The 16,328-nt window shown below is 60.8% G+C and carries 16 protein-coding genes; 10 read left to right on the top strand and 6 right to left on the bottom strand.

All coding sequences use genetic code 11. From position 1 onward, the window contains the following. The first annotated feature begins 3 nt into the window (after positions 1-3). The gene (locus tag C2I19_RS00080; RefSeq protein WP_103900696.1) at positions 4-1,206 is read left to right on the top strand and encodes an EAL domain-containing response regulator; all 1,203 of its coding nucleotides are present in this window, start codon (positions 4-6) and stop codon (positions 1,204-1,206) included. A gap of 60 nt (positions 1,207-1,266) precedes the next feature. Here C2I19_RS00080 and sodB read toward each other — a convergent pair whose 3' ends face one another. Then, a complete protein-coding gene (sodB, locus tag C2I19_RS00075) occupies positions 1,267-1,845 on the bottom strand; it encodes a superoxide dismutase [Fe] (RefSeq protein ID WP_103900695.1) in 579 nt (192 codons plus the stop codon). A 110-nt stretch (positions 1,846-1,955) separates the two neighbouring features. On the opposite strand from sodB, the gene C2I19_RS00070 reads away from it, so the two are divergent. Then, positions 1,956-3,131: a BaiN/RdsA family NAD(P)/FAD-dependent oxidoreductase gene (locus tag C2I19_RS00070; RefSeq protein WP_103900694.1), complete on the top strand. Its 1,176-nt coding sequence runs from the start codon at positions 1,956-1,958 to the stop codon at positions 3,129-3,131. Positions 3,132-3,219: 88 nt separating this feature from the next. On the opposite strand, the gene C2I19_RS00065 is transcribed toward C2I19_RS00070, so the two are convergent. Next, the gene (locus tag C2I19_RS00065) at positions 3,220-3,921 is read right to left on the bottom strand and encodes an aspartate/glutamate racemase family protein (protein WP_158253594.1); all 702 of its coding nucleotides are present in this window, start codon (positions 3,919-3,921) and stop codon (positions 3,220-3,222) included. A 157-nt stretch (positions 3,922-4,078) separates the two neighbouring features. Here C2I19_RS00065 and dnaB point away from each other — a divergent pair, with 157 nt between their 5' ends. The 6 genes from dnaB to C2I19_RS00035 all read left to right on the top strand — a co-directional run bounded on the left by dnaB (position 4,079) and on the right by C2I19_RS00035 (position 11,575). Continuing rightward, positions 4,079-5,485, top strand: a complete 1,407-nt coding sequence (gene dnaB, locus C2I19_RS00060; protein ID WP_103900724.1) for a replicative DNA helicase — start codon at positions 4,079-4,081, stop codon at positions 5,483-5,485. A gap of 104 nt (positions 5,486-5,589) precedes the next feature. Further along, a complete protein-coding gene (locus C2I19_RS00055; protein ID WP_103900692.1) occupies positions 5,590-5,898 on the top strand; it encodes a (2Fe-2S) ferredoxin domain-containing protein in 309 nt (102 codons plus the stop codon). Continuing rightward, the gene (locus tag C2I19_RS00050) at positions 5,898-6,506 is read left to right on the top strand and encodes an alpha/beta hydrolase (RefSeq protein ID WP_103900691.1); all 609 of its coding nucleotides are present in this window, start codon (positions 5,898-5,900) and stop codon (positions 6,504-6,506) included. The genes C2I19_RS00055 and C2I19_RS00050 overlap by 1 nt, the downstream gene beginning before the upstream one ends. Before the next feature lie 154 nt (positions 6,507-6,660). Then, a complete protein-coding gene (locus tag C2I19_RS00045; RefSeq protein WP_103900690.1) occupies positions 6,661-7,236 on the top strand; it encodes an HD domain-containing protein in 576 nt (191 codons plus the stop codon). A 152-nt stretch (positions 7,237-7,388) separates the two neighbouring features. Beyond that, entirely contained in the window at positions 7,389-10,475 is a 3,087-nt protein-coding gene (locus C2I19_RS00040; protein WP_103900689.1) for a response regulator, read from the top strand. Beyond that, positions 10,472-11,575, top strand: coding sequence for an HD-GYP domain-containing protein (locus C2I19_RS00035; protein WP_103900688.1), 1,104 nt, complete (start codon positions 10,472-10,474; stop codon positions 11,573-11,575). Before C2I19_RS00040 ends, C2I19_RS00035 begins: the two co-directional genes overlap by 4 nt. A 12-nt stretch (positions 11,576-11,587) precedes the next feature. Here C2I19_RS00035 and rnk read toward each other — a convergent pair whose 3' ends face one another. The 3 genes from rnk to map all read right to left on the bottom strand — a co-directional run bounded on the left by rnk (position 11,588) and on the right by map (position 13,963). Then, entirely contained in the window at positions 11,588-11,992 is a 405-nt protein-coding gene (gene rnk / locus C2I19_RS00030; protein WP_103900687.1) for a nucleoside diphosphate kinase regulator, read from the bottom strand. 160 nt (positions 11,993-12,152) lie between these two features. Further along, on the bottom strand, positions 12,153-13,010 hold the full coding sequence (locus C2I19_RS00025) for a flagellin N-terminal helical domain-containing protein (RefSeq protein ID WP_103900686.1): 858 nt from the start codon (positions 13,008-13,010) through the stop codon (positions 12,153-12,155). Positions 13,011-13,165: 155 nt separating this feature from the next. Beyond that, positions 13,166-13,963 carry a type I methionyl aminopeptidase gene (gene map / locus C2I19_RS00020; RefSeq protein WP_103900685.1) on the bottom strand — a complete coding sequence of 266 codons (798 nt, stop codon included), beginning with the start codon at positions 13,961-13,963 and terminating at the stop codon, positions 13,166-13,168. A gap of 143 nt (positions 13,964-14,106) precedes the next feature. Between map and C2I19_RS00015 the strand changes: the two genes are divergently transcribed. Continuing rightward, positions 14,107-14,745 carry a LysE family translocator gene (locus tag C2I19_RS00015; protein WP_103900684.1) on the top strand — a complete coding sequence of 213 codons (639 nt, stop codon included), beginning with the start codon at positions 14,107-14,109 and terminating at the stop codon, positions 14,743-14,745. A gap of 51 nt (positions 14,746-14,796) precedes the next feature. Here the strand turns inward: C2I19_RS00015 and C2I19_RS00010 are convergent, their stop codons facing one another. Beyond that, positions 14,797-15,801 carry a class 1 fructose-bisphosphatase gene (locus C2I19_RS00010; RefSeq protein WP_103900683.1) on the bottom strand — a complete coding sequence of 335 codons (1,005 nt, stop codon included), beginning with the start codon at positions 15,799-15,801 and terminating at the stop codon, positions 14,797-14,799. Positions 15,802-16,022: 221 nt separating this feature from the next. Here C2I19_RS00010 and C2I19_RS00005 point away from each other — a divergent pair. Then, on the top strand, positions 16,023-16,328 hold a 306-nt coding region (locus C2I19_RS00005; RefSeq protein ID WP_146056702.1), incomplete at its 3' end, for a transposase.

Raw genomic sequence — 16,328 nt, 5'->3', positions numbered from 1 at the left:
ATCATGGGTTATCTCGATAAGTGGCTGCCGCGCACGGTGATGGTGGTGGATGACTCCGCGACCCATCGCCTGCTGGCCGTGGGCATTTTGCAGGATCTTGGCTTCCCCAGAGTGCTGGAAGCGGAGAACGGCGTGGATGCTCTGGCCAAGCTGGAGACGCTGGACAACGTCGATCTGGTGATCACCGACTTGAACATGCCGTGCATGGACGGCGTCAGGCTGCTGGAAAGCATAGCCGCCACGATGAAGGGCAAGGTGCAGTTCGTCGCGGTGATGAGCGGCGTGCCGCGCGACGTGTTGGACGCGGTGCAAGGCGTGGTGGATGCATCGGACCTGGACCTGCTTGAGGTGTTTCCCAAGCCGCTGCGGCGCGAAGAGGTGCTGCGCGTGCTCGATGCCTGCAATCCGGACTGGCATTTGCCCAGCCTGGTCAACAATAAATTCACGCTGACCCGCGAGGAGGTTTCCCACGCCTTGCAGATGAAGCAACTGGTGCCGTATTACCAGCCCAAGATTTCGCTGAAGGACAATGCGCTGTGCGGCGTAGAGGCGCTGGTGCGCTGGGAGCACCCGCATTATGGCGTGCTGTCGCCGTCGCTGTTCGTCGAATATCTGGAAGACGGCGAGCTGGCCATTCGTTTCTTCTATCATTTTCTGCGCGAGGTCTGCGCCGCGATGCTGCGCTTCCTGGCCATCCATCCCGGCCTGCACGCCTCCATCAATCTGCCGGTGCCGCTGCTGAACGACCCCAATCTGGTGGACGAGATGACAACCATCGTCCAGTCCAAGGGCTTGCCCAGCCAGAGCATCGTGCTGGAGGTGACGGAAACTTCCCTGATGTCCAATCTCGCGCCATCGCTGGGGACATTGGCGCGTTTGCGGCTCAACGGCTTTGGTCTGGCGATGGACGATTACGGCACAGGCTATTCGTCGATGAAGCAGTTGTCGCGCAGCCCGTTCACAGAGTTGAAAATAGACCGGGAATTCGTCCACGACGCCTCGGGCAGTCCGAAGAAGCTGGCCATTTTGACCTCGGCCATCGCGATGTGCCAAAAGCTGCAGTTGTCTTCTGTAGCGGAGGGTGTGGAAACGGAGGATGACAGGCAGCAGCTGGCGGCGCTGGGTTGCGATGTGGCGCAAGGCTATTATTACAGCCGGCCGCTGTCGGAAGAGCTTTTCCTGTTATGGATGCAGGAGAGGGAGTAAGCGGCGTATGGGCGCAAAAAAGGGGCCGTCTGGCCCCTTTGGTTTTGCGCGAAGCGGGAATCAGGCGAAATTCTTGGCCGCGAAGTCCCAGTTCACCAGCTTCCAGAAGCTTTCCATATAGTTCGGGCGGCTGTTGCGGTAATCGATATAATACGCGTGTTCCCACACATCACAGGTCAAGAGCGGCTTCTTGTCGGTGGTCAGCGGGGTGGCAGCGTTGCTGGTGGAAACCAGGTCCAGGCTGCCGTCGCTGTTCTTCACTAGCCAGGCCCAGCCGGAACCAAAGGTGCCGACGGCGGTTTGGGTGAAGGCTTTCTTGAATTCTTCGAACGAACCCCACTTGGCGTTGATGGCTTCAGCCAGCGCGCCGGTCGGCTCGCCGCCCGCGTTCGGGGCCAGGCCGAACCAGTAGAAGGTGTGGTTCCAAACCTGAGCGGCGTTGTTGAAAATGCCGCCGGAAGACTTCTTGACGATCTCTTCCAGGGAGGCGTTTTCGAACTCGGTGCCCTTGATCAGGTTGTTCAGGTTCGTGATATAGGTCTGATGATGCTTGCCGTAGTGGAATTCCAGGGTTTCCTTGGAAATGTGCGGGGCCAGGGCGTCCAGCGCGTACGGCAGTTCAGGCAGTTTGTGTTCCATTATGCTCTCCTTGTTGAGAAAGTAAGCCGCATAAGCGGATGCTTTTCTCGCAGTTTACTGGAATATGGCCGGCGTGGCTAATAGTTGACTAAAATGATAGGAATAAGCTTTTGCAATTTGATGTAATCGTCATTGGCGCCGGCGCGGCCGGTTTGATGTGCGCAGCCACGGCCGGCCAACGCGGCCGCAGCGTGCTATTGCTGGACCACGCGGCCAAGCTGGCGGAGAAAATCCGCATCTCGGGCGGCGGCCGTTGCAACTTCACCAATGTCAACGCGCGCTTCGACTGCTATCTGTCGGCCAACGCCCATTTTTGCCGCTCCGCGCTGGCGCAATACACGCCGCAGGACTTCGTCTCCATGGTAGAGCGCCACGGCATCGGCTACCACGAGAAAAAGCTGGGCCAGCTGTTTTGCGACGAAGGCAGCGAGCGCATCATCGCCATGCTCGACGAAGAGTGCCGCAAGGGCGGCGTGGACCGCCGGATGGAAACCACCATCATGAGCGTGGCGCGCGCCGCAGATGGCGGCTTCGAGGTGGATACCAGCCGCGGCCGTTTTTCTTCGTCTTCGCTGGTCGTCGCCACTGGCGGCCTGTCCATTCCGCAAATAGGCGCCACGCCGTTTGGTTATCAACTGGCCGAACAATTTGGCCTGGCCGTCACGCCGTTGTCGCCGGCGCTGGTGCCGCTGACTTTCCATGTGGAAGATGCCGAGATTTTCACCCCGCTGGCCGGCGTATCGGTGGAGGTGGAGGCCAAGGCCGGCAAGGGCAAGTTTCGCGAGAACGTTCTGTTCACGCACAAGGGCGTGTCCGGTCCCGCCATCCTGCAGGTGTCGTCTTACTGGCAGCCCGGCATGGAACTGCTGCTGGACTTGATGCCGGACGGTGATGCCGAGAGCTGGCTGGAGGAGCGGGCGGACAGCGAGCAACTGATCGCCAATGCCTTGTCGGAACTAGGTTGGTCGCGACGCTTCGCCGACGCCTGGCTGGACCGCGTCGGCATGAACAAGCGCCTGAAAGACTTGGGGCCGAAGCAGCGCCGTCAATTGGCTGAGCAACTGCACCGTTGGTGCGTCAAGCCCAACGGCACCCAAGGCTATAAAAAGGCCGAAGTGACGCGGGGCGGCGTGTCCACCCAGGCGCTGTCGTCCAAAACCTTGATGGCCAACGACGCGCCGGGACTGTTCTTCATCGGCGAGGTGGTGGACGTGACCGGCTGGCTGGGCGGCTACAACTTCCAGTGGGCCTGGTCGTCCGGCTTCGTCGCCGGGATGAACTGCTGACTCATGCGGTAGGGCGGATGCCCCGCTTGCGGGGCATCCGCCGCTGGCTGCAAGTTGCGGCAGGCGAGTCTTCTTTTAGGCATCCGCCCTACGACGGATGGGTGGCGCGCGCCAGCGCCGCATCGGCATGCAAAACGGCGGTGTCGTAAACGGGGATGGGGCTGTGTCTAGGCTCAATCAGCAGCGGAATCTCGGTGCATCCCAGCACCACGCCTTCGGCCCCTTGTCCGGCCAGGCGGGCGATGATGTCCTGATACACGCGGCGCGATTCTTCACGCAGCACGCCGCGGACTAATTCCTCGTCGATGATGCGGTGAATGGTGGCCTGCTCCGCTGGGGCGGGAAGCAGACAGTCTATGCCGCGCTTGGCTAGAGCGTCTCTATAGAAAGCTTCGCCCATGGTGAAGCGGGTGCCCAGCAGGGCGACAGTGCGCTGGCCAGCCTGCAGAATGGCTTCGCTTACCGGCTCCAGAATATGCAGCAAGGGCAGCGCGGTTCGGGCCTGCACTTCGTCGAATACCCGGTGCGGGGTGTTGGACGCGATCAGGCCGAAATCCGCGCCGCGCAGGCGCAGGTTTTCTGCGATCTCAGCCAGCTTGTCTGCGAACAGCTCCCAGCGGCCGGCGTCGCGCCAAGCGTGGAATTGCTTTAAGCACACACTATGAATCAGGATTTCCGGATATCCGTCATCGCCGTGCCTGGCCACGTACTGGCGCGTGATGCGAAGATAATAGCTGACTGTGGACTCCGGACTCAGGCCGCCTATGATGCCGATTTTTAAGTGGGGCATGGGCGTCTCCATTTCCAATAATTATTCATTCTGAATTTTCAGGCTGGCCCGGGTCAAGATTCTTGCCGCTTGAATGATTGATGAGCGCTTCGACGTTTCGCGCTAGAATTACGTTTTGCCTTACGCGCGCCGTTCCGCGCGCGCCCTCCGGGTCTACATGACAGAACAGTACGAAAATTTCGACAGCGAGATGGCGTCCATCCGCACGCCGCCGCATTCGGTGGAAGCCGAGCAATCGGTGCTGGGCGGCCTGCTGCTCGACAACAGCGCCTGGGACAAGATCGCTGACGTGGTCAGCGAACCCGATTTCTACCGCCATGATCACCGCCTGATCTACCGCAGCATCGCCAAGCTAGTGGAAGTGGCGCGGCCGGCGGACGTGGTGACGGTAGCCGAGGCGCTGGACAAAAACGCCGCGCTGGCCGAGATAGGGGGGCTGGCCTACCTGGCCACGCTGGCACAGAACACGCCGTCGGCGGCTAATATCCGCCGCTATGCCGAAATCGTCCGAGAGCGTTCCATCATGCGCCAGTTGGCGCAGGTGGGCACGGAGATCGCCGAAGCCGCTTACGCGCCCATGGGGCGCGACGCGGCGCAATTGCTGGACGAGGCCGAGGGCCGGGTGTTCCAGATCGCCGAATCCACCGCCAAGTCCAAGCAAGGCTTCCTGGAAATGCCGGGTTTGCTGAAGGAGGTGGTGGAGCGGATCGACATGCTGTATAGCCGCGACAATCCGGACGAGGTGACCGGCGTGCCGACCGGCTTCTTCGACCTGGACGCCAAGACCTCCGGCCTGCAGCCGGGAGACCTGATCATCGTCGCGGGCCGCCCGTCCATGGGTAAAACCGCCTTCTCGATGAATATCGCCGAGCACGTGGCGGTGGAAACCCATCTGCCGGTAGCGGTGTTCTCGATGGAAATGGGCGGCGCGCAGCTGGTGATGCGTATGCTGGGCTCGGTGGGACGGCTGGACCAGCACGTGCTGCGCACCGGCAAGCTGGGCGACGACGATTGGCAGAAGCTGACCTACGCCATAGGCAAGCTGTCCGACGCGCCGATGTATATCGACGAGACGCCGGGTCTCACCGCACTGGAATTGCGCGCCCGCGCGCGCCGCTTGGCGCGCCAGCACGGCGGCAAGCTGGGCTTGATCGTGATCGACTACTTGCAGCTGATGTCCGGTTCCGGCCGCGGCGACAACCGGACCGCCGAACTGGGCGAAATCTCGCGCGGTCTGAAGGGTCTGGCCAAAGAGCTGCAGGTGCCGGTAATCGCGCTGTCGCAGCTGTCGCGGGCGGTGGAGCAACGGCCGAATAAGCGCCCGATGATGTCCGACCTTCGCGAATCGGGCGCCATCGAGCAGGACGCGGACTTGATCATCTTCATGTACCGCGACGAGTACTACAACCCGGACTCTCCGGAAAAGGGCCTGGCCGAGGCCATCATAGGCAAGCACCGTAACGGCCCCACCGGCGCGGTGCGCTTGGCCTTCATCGGCCACTACGCCAAGTTCGACAACGCCGCCACCGTCGGCGCGGCCGGCTGGGCGGATACGGACAACTAATAGCCAAAGTCGCAGAATGGGCAAGCCTCAGGTTTGCCCAGGCGGAAGCCTGATGGGCGAAGTTGGCCCGCTCTGCGAAAAATCGCATTCATCGAGAGAGAAACATGAGCTTTTTCGACAAACACGTATTCATCTGCTGCAACCAGCGCGCCGAGGGCGAGAGCTGCTGCAATAATCATGGCTCCAGCGAGCTGCTGAGCTATATGAAGGACAAAGTCAAGGCGCAGGGTTTGGCCGGCGACGGCAAGATCCGCGTCAACAAGGCCGGTTGTCTGGGCCGCTGCGACGATGGCCCGGTGATGGTGGTCTATCCGCAAGAGACCTGGTACACCTTCATCGACAAGGAAGACATAGACGAAATCGTCAGCGAGCACATGGTGAACGGCCGCGTGGTGGAAAGGCTGAAGATCTGATGTTGAAGGCGCTGAACAAGGTGGACGTCGCCGGCCCGGCTGGCCGGCTCGATACCATTTTCGTGGCCGCTCAGGGCGAGGCCAGCGGCGTGGCCGTGATTTGCCATCCCAACCCGCTGCAAGGCGGCACGCACACCAACAAGGTGGTGCAAACCGCGGCCAAGGCGCTGTCGCAAATGGGCTATGCCTGTTACTGCCCGAATCTGCGCGGCGTGGGCGACAGCGAGGGCGAGCATGACCACGGGCAAGGCGAGGTGGACGACGTCATCGCCGTGGTCGAGCACGCCAAGACACAGCATTCGGGCCTGCCGCTGGCGCTGGCCGGCTTTTCCTTCGGCGGCTTTGTCGCCGCGCGCGCGCGCGCGCGCATCGAGTCTGACAAGCTGCTGCTGATGGGCGTGGCTGTCGGCAAATATCCCATCCCCACGCCGGAAGTGCCAGCCGATACGCTAGTGATACACGGCGAAGAAGACGAGGTGATTCCAATGTCCGCCGTGCTGGACTGGGCGAGGCCGCAGAACCTGCCGGTGCTGGTGCTGCCCGGCGCGGGCCACTTCTTCCATGGCCGGCTGGTGCAGCTGGCTCAAATGATACAGCGATGCTGGTAAGGCGCGCCCAAGCAGACTCCGGTCTGCTTTTTTTGCACCCCATGATCCGCCCCTTATCCTTGAACGCTGCCCGCTCCGCGACGGCAGCTCGCGGTTGGGCGGGCAAGCTGCAGATCTGCCCGCTAATCCCCGAATCCATCAGAAAGAGAACAAGATGCAAAACATCATTGAATTCGCCTTGGAAATCGACAAGCTCAAGCAAGTCACCCGCAAGACGCGCGTGCTGAACAGCGAGCGCTATGAGAATTCGGCCGAGCACAGCTGGCAAATCGCGCTGTTGGCGGCGTCCTTGCAGTCTTACGCCGCCGAACCGGTGGATATCAACCAAGTGGTCATGATGCTGTTGGTGCATGACATCGGCGAAATCGAAACCGGCGACACTATCGTATATGCCGAAAGCGGCTGGGAGGAGCGCAAGGCGCATGAGCTGGCTTGCGTCACGCGTATTTTCGGCATGTTGGCGCCGGAGCAGGGCGCGCGCTTTTTGGATCTCTGGAAAGAGTTCGAGGCGGGTGAGACGGCTGAGGCGCGCTTCGCCAATGCCGCGGACCGCGCCATGCCGGTATTGCTGAATCTGGCCAATCATGGCCAGAGCTGGCTTGAAAACGGCATTCGTCACGAACAGGTAGTCAAGCGTATCGCGCCGCCCATCCGCGAAGGCTGTCCTGCCTTGTGGGAATACTTGGAGGGCCGTTTGCTGGACGCGAAGGCCAAGGGCTGGCTGGGCTGAGAAGTCGATTCCAACCCATGGCCTAGTTTTTTGCCTTGCAGCATGGCCGCATGATGGGCAAGACGCTGCCCGATGCTCTATACATAAGCATCACCATGCCTCCTTGATGATCTCCGTGGCGGAGGCATGCCGCAACGCGGAGAACAGCGCTTATGCAGCAGGCAAGTTCGGCCTCCCAACCCAGCCTGGAATTCCTGTCCACGCTGCCGCCTACACGCGGCCAACGCAGGCTCGCCTACCTGGTGGGCGCGGCCTCGCTATTGGTTTTTTTTGCGGCGTTGCCCTTCGCCCAGATCCCGCTGACTAAGGTGTGGGCCTTCATACCCACTTACCAGTCCGCACTAGCGATCAACGATCTGGTGACTGCCACGCTGCTGTTCGGCCAGTTCGCCATCTTGCGCCACCCAGGGCTGCGGCTGCTGGCCATGGGCTATCTGTATACCGCGCTGATGGCGGTGTTTCATGCCCTGAGTTTTCCAGGGCTGTTCGCCGAGCACGGCGCGCTGACCGGCGGCCCGCAAACCACGGCCTGGCTCTATATGTTCTGGCATGCTGGATTTCCGGGACTGGTCATCGTCTATTCGCAATTGGCGCCCAGCCCCACGGCGAGCCGCGGCAGCAGCATGCGGTTGATTTTGCTGTCAATAAGCCAGGTTTGCCTGGCTGTGGCGGCCGTCGCGGCCTTGGCCACGGCCGGTCATGAATATCTACCGTCCATCATGCAAGGCAACCACTACACGCCGCTGATGTGGGGCGTGGTGACCTGTGTGTGGGGCATGAGCGCGCTGGCGCTGGCGGCCATGATGTTGCGACGCCCGCAATCCTTGCTGGACCTGTGGCTATCCGTCGTCATGCTGACTTGGCTGTGCGACGTGGGCCTGTCCACCGTGTTCAATGCCGGCCGCTTCGATCTGGGTTTCTACGCTGGCCGCGTTTACGGTCTGTTGGCCGCGAGTTTCATCCTGCTGGTGCTGCTGCTTGAGAACGGCCGCCTGTACGCCCAACTGGCCGCCAGCTCCGTGGCGCTGGGCCAGGCCAAGCAGGAGGCTGAGGAGGCGACCAAGGCCAAATCCATGTTCCTGGCTAATATGAGCCATGAAATACGCACGCCGATGAATGCCATCATAGGCATGTCCTATCTGGCCCTGCGCACTGAACTCAGCGATCAGCAGCGCGACTATGTGAGCAAGATCCACAACGCGGGCACCTCGCTGCTGGGCATCATCAACGACATTCTGGATTTTTCCAAGGTGGAGGCCGGCCGCCTGGAGCTGGAGTCGCAGCGTTTTTGGCTGGACGACATGCTGGACAGCGTCTCGGCGCTGGTGGCGCAGAAGGCGGCGGACAAGGGCTTGGAGCTGTTGTTCGAAACCGGCAAGGATGTGCCGCAAGCCTTGGTGGGAGACGCCTTGCGGCTGGGCCAGGTGTTGACCAATCTGGTCAACAACGCGATCAAGTTCACCGAGCAAGGGCAGGTGGCCATCCTCATCGGCGTGGCCGAGCGCATAGGCGACAAGGCGCAGCTGCGTTTCTGCGTCCACGACACGGGCATGGGCATGACCGAGGAGCAGGTTTCGCGCCTGTTCCAGGCGTTCAGCCAGGCCGATGGCTCCACCACGCGCCGTTTTGGCGGCACAGGCTTGGGCCTGGCCATCGTCAAGCGCCTGGTCGAGTTGATGGGCGGCACCGTGCGCGTCGAGTCCGCGCCGGGCTGGGGCAGCTCCTTCATTTTCAACTGCTGGCTGGGCGTGGACGAAACCATGGGCGTCTCCAGTCGCCCGCAGTTGCCGAAGGAGCTACGCGGAATGCGCGTGCTGGCCGTGGACGACAATCAGGCGGCTTTGAGCGTGTTGTCCGAACAGTTGCGGGCGCTGGACTTCGATGTGGTCGAATGCATGACGGGAGGGGAGGCGGTGTCGCAGGTGCGCCAGCACTGCCTGGACCAGCCGTTCGACATTGCGTTGGTGGACTGGATGATGCCGGAAATGGATGGCCTGGAAACCATCAGGCGGATGCGGCAGATCAGCAGGCGGCTGAGGGTGATCCTGGTGACGGCGTTCGGCCGCGACGATGTGCGGGCGCAGGCCAAGAACGCCGGCTGCGATGGCTTTCTGGTCAAGCCGGTCAGCCAGTCCACGCTGTACGACTCCTTGCTTGAGGCATTCGGCTTCGGCCGCAGCGGCAAGCGGACCGCGCCTGCCGTGGAGCTGCAGCCTGATCTGCATGGCGTGCACTTGCTGCTGGCTGAGGACAATCGAATCAACCAGCAAATCGCGGTGGAGCTTTTGGAGGGAACGGGGGCCACCATCACGGTTGTGGGCAATGGCCAGGCCGTGCTGGACAAATTGGCGGCCTATGGCCCGAAAGGCTTCGACGCGGTATTGATGGATGTGCAAATGCCCATCATGGACGGAATAGAGGCCACGCGCCGCATCCGCGCGCAGGATGAGTTTTCCGACTTGCCCGTCATCGCCATGACGGCGGATGCGCTGGCGGATGAGCGTGAGAGCTGCCTGGCGGCCGGCATGGTTGATCATGTGGCCAAGCCTATCGATCCGCATATCCTGTTTTCCACGCTGATGCGCTGGCTGCCTGCGGCAAACTTGGTGGAAAAGCCGGGGCAGCCGCCATCTGGCTTGCCGCTGCCGCCGGTGGAGGGGCTGGATCAGGCGGGTGGCTTGAACCGCGTTGCGGGCAACCGTGACTTGTATTTGCATATGCTGAGGCAGTTCGTCGAAGAGGAGGCGGATGCCATGCAGCGGCTGAGCCTGGCGCTGGAAGTGGGAGATCTGGAAACAGCCGAACGCATCGCGCACACCCTGAAAGGCGCCGCAGGCAGCATAGGGTTGATCGAATTGCAGAGCGATGCAACGCGATTGGAAAGGGCGTTGCGAGACGGGCAGGATCCGGATGCGCCCTGTGAGTTGCTGGCCCGCAGCATGGATCATGCCTTGTCTGGATTACGAGAGGCCATGGGCGGCATGGAGACTAAAATGAAACCTGCCGGCGGCGATGCCGCGGCGCTGTTCAATCAGCTTGCCGCCTTGCTGCAAGCAGGTGACGGAGAGGCGTTGAGCTTTTTCCTGGAGCATGCGAGCGATATCCTCGCCGGCTTTCCGGAAGACGGCTGCCAGGTGTTTGAACGGAGTTTGAACAGCTTCGACTTTGTCGACGCGCTGGAGCAGTTGCGCGCGGCCGCCAAGGCCGTGGGCATGGATCTTTCGGAGCAAGCGCCATGAGCGATTCATTCGAACCAGGCACGCATACCGTGCTGGTGGTCGACGATGCGCCGGAATGCCTGACCCAGATGTATGGCTTGCTCAAAGGGCATTACCGCGTATTGGTGGCGAACAGCGGCGAGCGGGCCTTGCAGCTGGCGAGCGGCGATACTGCGCCGGACTTGATCTTGCTGGACGTGATGCTGCCGGGCATGGGCGGATACGAGGTTTGCCGCCGCCTGAAGTCCGATCCGCGGACGGCGCAGACGCCGGTGATATTTTTGACTGGGCGGGGAGAGAGCGAGGAGGAACAGGCCGGATTTGATGCCGGAGCCGCCGATTACATCGTCAAGCCCATTTCCCCGCCCATTGTGCTGGCGCGCGTGCAAACGCATATGCGAGTGAAGGCGGCGGCCGACTTCCTGCAGGACAAAGCCGCTTTTCTGCAGGTGGAGGTGGAGCGCCGCACGCGCGAAGTGCAAGTGATTCAAGACGTCACCATCATGATGATGGCGGCGCTGGCGGAAACCCGCGACCATGAAACCGGCAACCACCTGTTGCGCACGCAGAACTATGTCCGGGCGCTGGCGATAGAACTGCGCAACCATCCGCGTTACCGCGCGGAACTCGACGACGAAACCATACTGCTGCTGTACAAGTCCGCGCCGCTGCACGATATCGGCAAGGTGGGCATCCCTGACCATATCCTGCTGAAGCCTGGGCCGTTGACGCCGGAAGAATTTGAAATCATGAAGACGCATACCGTGATGGGCAGGGATGCCATCGCCAGCGCGGAGCGCCTGTTGGACGGGCCTAGCAATTTTTTGCGCCTGGCGCGCGAAATCGCTTATTCCCATCAGGAAAAGTGGGATGGCAGCGGCTATCCGGAAGGGTTGCAAGGCGAGCAGATCCCGCTGTCAGCCAGGCTGATGGCGGTGGCGGATGTCTACGACGCTCTGATTTCGAAGCGAGTGTACAAGCCGCCGTTCACCCACCCCAGGGCCGTGGAAATGATAAGGGAGGGCAGTGGGCGGCATTTCGACCCGGACGTGGTCAAGGCTTTTGTCCAGATCGCCGAGCAATTCCAGGAAATCGCCCGGCGTTATGCCGATGAGGGCTGATTGCCTGACGGCTTAACGGTGGAAGTCGCCATCGGCCTCTGGCTGCCGGGTGACTGCCAGCACCGTCAGCGCGGCCATGCCGGCTGGAGTAGGCCAATGTATGGTTTGTCCTGCGGACAGTCCCAGCAAGGCGGCGCCAATGGGCGCCAGAATGGAAATGCGGCTGAGCGCGCCATCCGCATCGCGGGGATAAACCAATGTCAGCAGTTTCTCTTCTTCACCTTCGAGGCGGACTCGAGCCGTACTATTCATCGTGACTACATCCGGGGGCATGGCTTGCGGCTCCCGCACCTCGGCTCGCTCCAGCTCCGCCTCCAGGCGGCTCGCAACGGGATGCCCGTATTCGCAAGACCCAAGTAAAGAGAAAAGACGCTCGCAATCCAGCGAGCTTACGATGATGGACGGCGAAATCAACATATGCGCTCCTTGCAGATAGACAAAGGGCACCGCTTACGGTGCCCGTTCGTATGAATCCGCACAGGATTCATAAGTCCATCATAAAGGACGCATTGCATCTTTTAAAGCCGCGCAGGCCTGTATTTATTTTAATTTTTGAGGAACTTGTGGAATTATCCTCTCAGCCCAGCAAGGACAGAGCGGCTTGCGGCGCGACATTGGCTTGACCCAGCGCCGACGTGCCGGCGCGGCTCAGAATCTGCTGCGCGGTGAGCTGCGCTGTAGCGGCGGCGTAATCTGTATCGCTAACGCGGCTGTTGGCGGCTTGAGTGGCGAGATTGGAGCTTTGCAGATTATTGACCACGGCCTCGAAACTATTGCTCACCGCGCCCAAAGTGGTTCGATGGGCTGCCAGCGTGCTCTGGTCGTTTTGCACGTTTTGCTGGGCAGCCAGCGCATTGGCTTGACTGGTGATATCTATGGTGTTGGTTGCCGCCAGATTGGCGTTATAACCATTGAGTCCGCCGGCTCCGGGCGCAGCGGACAAATCAATCCCGGGGACGGAGACCTGATCGGAGCTGGTGCCGTTGGGGCCAACCTGGAACGACGTAGCATTGCCGCCCGTCAGCAAGGGCGTGCCATTGAACTGCGTGCTCTGGACGATTTGGGAGTTGGACTGGGTCAGTTGGTCCACTTGCTGCTGCAGCGCCTGGCGATTGCTGGCGCTCAAGGCGCCGTCGCCAGCCTGAATCGCCAGATCCTGAATCTGCTGATTATTGCTTTGCAGCTGACTGATGGCCGAATCGGCGGTCTGTACCAGGGATGCGCCGTCGTTGGTATTGTTGATCGCCTGATTGTTGCCGTTGATCTGCGCCTGCAGCTGTTGGGCGATGGCGAGGTTCGCGGCATTGTCCGCGGCGCTGTTCACGTCATGGCCGGACGATAGTTTGGCAAGCGTTTGCTTGATCGCCTGATGGGTCTTGTCCAACTGGTATTGGCCGGCCAGAGAGGCCACATTGGTATTGACGGTCAGCGCCATGATAATTCTCCCGCAAACGGACTGCCGTCAGGGCAATACCGTGTATACAGTTTAGAAACAATCGCTTGCGCCGGCAATGTCAATTTAAGGTCTGCAATGATTGGCAACAAATTAGCAGGGGCCGCCCCATGCCGCTCAGGGAGGGGCGGCGTTATTTATTTGAAGCTTGGCTTGTCGGGCGTGCCGGTGGATTGGGTCATGATCTCGTAGCCGGTTTCAGTGACCAGCACGGTATGTTCCCATTGCGCGGACAAGCTGCGATCCTTGGTGACCACGGTCCAGCCGTCAGCGAGGATGCGCAGGTGGCGCTTGCCTTGGTTGATCATGGGCTCGATGGTGAAAATCATGCCAGCCTGGATTTCCAGCCCGGTGCCGGGGCGGCCGTAGTGCAGAATCTGCGGTTCTTCGTGAAATTTCGTGCCTATGCCGTGGCCGCAGAACTCCTGTACTACGCTGTAGCCGGCGCCCTCGGCGTAGCTCTGGATGGCGTAACCGATATCGCCCAGCATGGCGCCCGGTTTGACCTTTTCAATGCCTTTCCACATCGCCTCATAGGTGATCTTGCACAGGCGCTTGGCGTGCGGGCTCACGTCTCCTACATAGAACATGCGGCTGGTATCGCCGTGATAGCCATCCTTGATCACGGTGACGTCCAAATTGACTATGTCGCCGTTCTTCAGCGCTTTGTCGTTGGGGATGCCGTGGCAGATCACATGGTTGACGGAGGTGCAGATGGACTTGGGATACGGATTGTGGCCGCCGGGCGCATAGTTCAGCGGCGCGGGGATCGTGCCCTGCACATTGACCATGTAGTCATGGCACAGCTTGTCTATGGCCTCGGTGGTGATGCCAGGCTTGATGTGCGGCGTGATGAAGTCGAGGACTTCGGAGGCCAGGCGGCCTGCGATCCGCATTTTTTCGATATCGGCAGTGTCTTTAATTTGGATAGACATGTGTGGCTTGCTTGTTTTCATCGGCTAATGAGACGTAATTCTAGCAAATTGCAGGGCTGCCGAATACGGCCGCCCTGCAATGCAAATGGCATTGCCCGTGCAGGGATGCTAGGATTCAGGCTCCCCACTCTGTCGAGAGAATCATGATTCCGTCTACGATCCCGGTTGACTTAGCCTTGGCCTGCTCGGCCTACTTGCTGGGCGCGGCCAGCCCCGGTCCCAGCAATCTCGCCATCATGGCCGTGGCGATGGAGGATGGTCGCCGCGCAGCGCTGACGCTCGCATTGGGCGTTGTGCTGGGTTCGCTGTTTTGGGGCGTGATGGCAGCTTTGGGCTTGTCGGCCATTCTGGCGGAGTCCGCTACGGCGCTGCTGTTCATGAAATTTGCTGCCGCGCTGTATTTGTTCTGGCTGGCTTTCCGCTCGGCGCGGTCCGCGGCCACCCCCGGGGCGACGGGAAAACGCGTGGCGGCAAAAAGCGCCGGCAGCCTGCTGCTGCGGGGGCTAGGCATGCATTTGACCAATCCCAAGGCGATTTTCGTATGGTTGTCGATTGTCGCGCTGGCCATGCCTCCCCAGGCCGCGACGGCGGATGCGCTGAAGGTAGTGGCTACTTGCGGCGTTCTGGGGCTGGCGGTGTTTGGCGGCTATGCCTTGCTGTTTTCGCAAGCCATGGTGCGCACGGCTTACCTGAAAATCCGCAGGCCGCTGGAGGGCTTGCTGGCCGCGGTATTTGCCTATGCGGGCTGGCGCGTCTTGCAGTCCGGACTACGGCATTCATGAAAAAACCCGCCGGGAGGCGGGTTGGCTGAACCTACTAGCGGCGCGAAGGCCTTATTGTTCCTGATGGTAGCGGGTGACGCGTTCCACTTCCTGCTTGGAGCCGAGGAATACCGCCACGCGCTCATGCAGCTTTTGCGGTTGGATGTCCATGATGCGCTGATGGCCGTTGGTGGCGGCGCCGCCAGCCTGTTCCACCACGAAGGCCATGGGGTTGCCTTCGTACATCAGACGCAGCTTGCCGGCCTTGGAAGGATCGCGCGCGTCCTTCGGGTACATGAAGATGCCGCCGCGGGTCAGAATGCGGTGAACTTCGGCCACCATGGAGGCTACCCAGCGCATATTGAAGTCGCGCGCGCGCGGGCCGGTTTTGCCGGCCAGAAGCTCGTCGATATAGCGGCGCACCGGCGGCTCCCAGTGGCGCATATTGGACATATTGATGGCGAACTCGCTGGTTTGCTCCGGCACGCGCATGTCCGGGTGGGTCAGCACGAAGGAACCCTGTTCGCGGTCCAGCGTGAAGCCGTGCACGCCGCTGCCGAAAGTCAGCACCAGCAGCGTCTGCGGACCATACACCGTATAGCCGGCGGCTACCTGGTGGGTGCCCGGCTGCATGAAATCCTGCTCGGTAGGCTGCGTCACGCCTTCCGGGCTGCGCAGAATGGAGAAGATGGTGCCGATGGAGATATTGACGTCGATATTGGACGAACCATCCAGCGGATCGAACATCAGCAGGTATTCGCCCTTGGGATATTCGCCCGGGATGTGGTACGGCAACTCCATCTCTTCCGAAGCCATGGCGGCCAGGCTGCCGCCCCACTCGTTGGCGTCCAGCAGGTAATCGTTGGCGATCACGTCCAGCTTCTTTTGCGCCTCGCCCTGGATATTGCCGGTACCGGCCTCGCCCAGCACGTCAGCCAATGCGCCTTTGTTCACCGAGTAGCTGATGGCCTTGCAGGCGCGACCGACGGTTTCGATCAGCAGGCGCAGTTCGGGCGGCAGCGTGCCCGCCTTGCGTTGCTGTTCGATAAGAAATCGGGAGAGGGTGATGCGGCTCATGACTTTCCTTTTGAATGGGCAGGTGTGCGAATGATAATGCCGTCGGATTGCCGACACAACGCGCAATTATAGCGAAAGAGCGGGCAAGGTCGCACGGCAGCGGCTATCAAGAAGATGGGTAGTTCTACTAGGGGCTGTTGACGTTTTGAAGCAGGGAGCAGATAGGAGGGGTGCAAACCTGCAGAATTAAGGTTCCTACACCAATCCTCTGCAGGTTTGCGATGCCCCGATTGATGCTCAGTAACGAGCTTTGGTCGAAGCTGGAAAAGATTCTGCTTCAACACGCCATTTACAACAAGCCCGATTTACGAATGACCGTGGAAGGGATGCTCTATCGGATGCGCTGCGGCTGTCCGTGGCGTGACTTGCCGCCAGCCTTTGGCTGTTGGAACACCGTCTACAAGCGTTTCAATGCGTGGTCGGCGGCAGGAAAATGGCTCAAAATTTTCAAAGCCTTATTGATTGACCCCGACTTTGAGTGGGTGTTCATTGATGGAACCTACGTGAAGGCCCATCAACACTGCGCA

This window comes from Chromobacterium alticapitis, assembly GCF_002924365.1.
Lineage (GTDB): Bacteria > Pseudomonadota > Gammaproteobacteria > Burkholderiales > Chromobacteriaceae > Chromobacterium > Chromobacterium alticapitis.
Note: the sequence above shows the minus strand (reverse complement) of the source record. Positions and strands in the feature narration are given on the sequence as shown.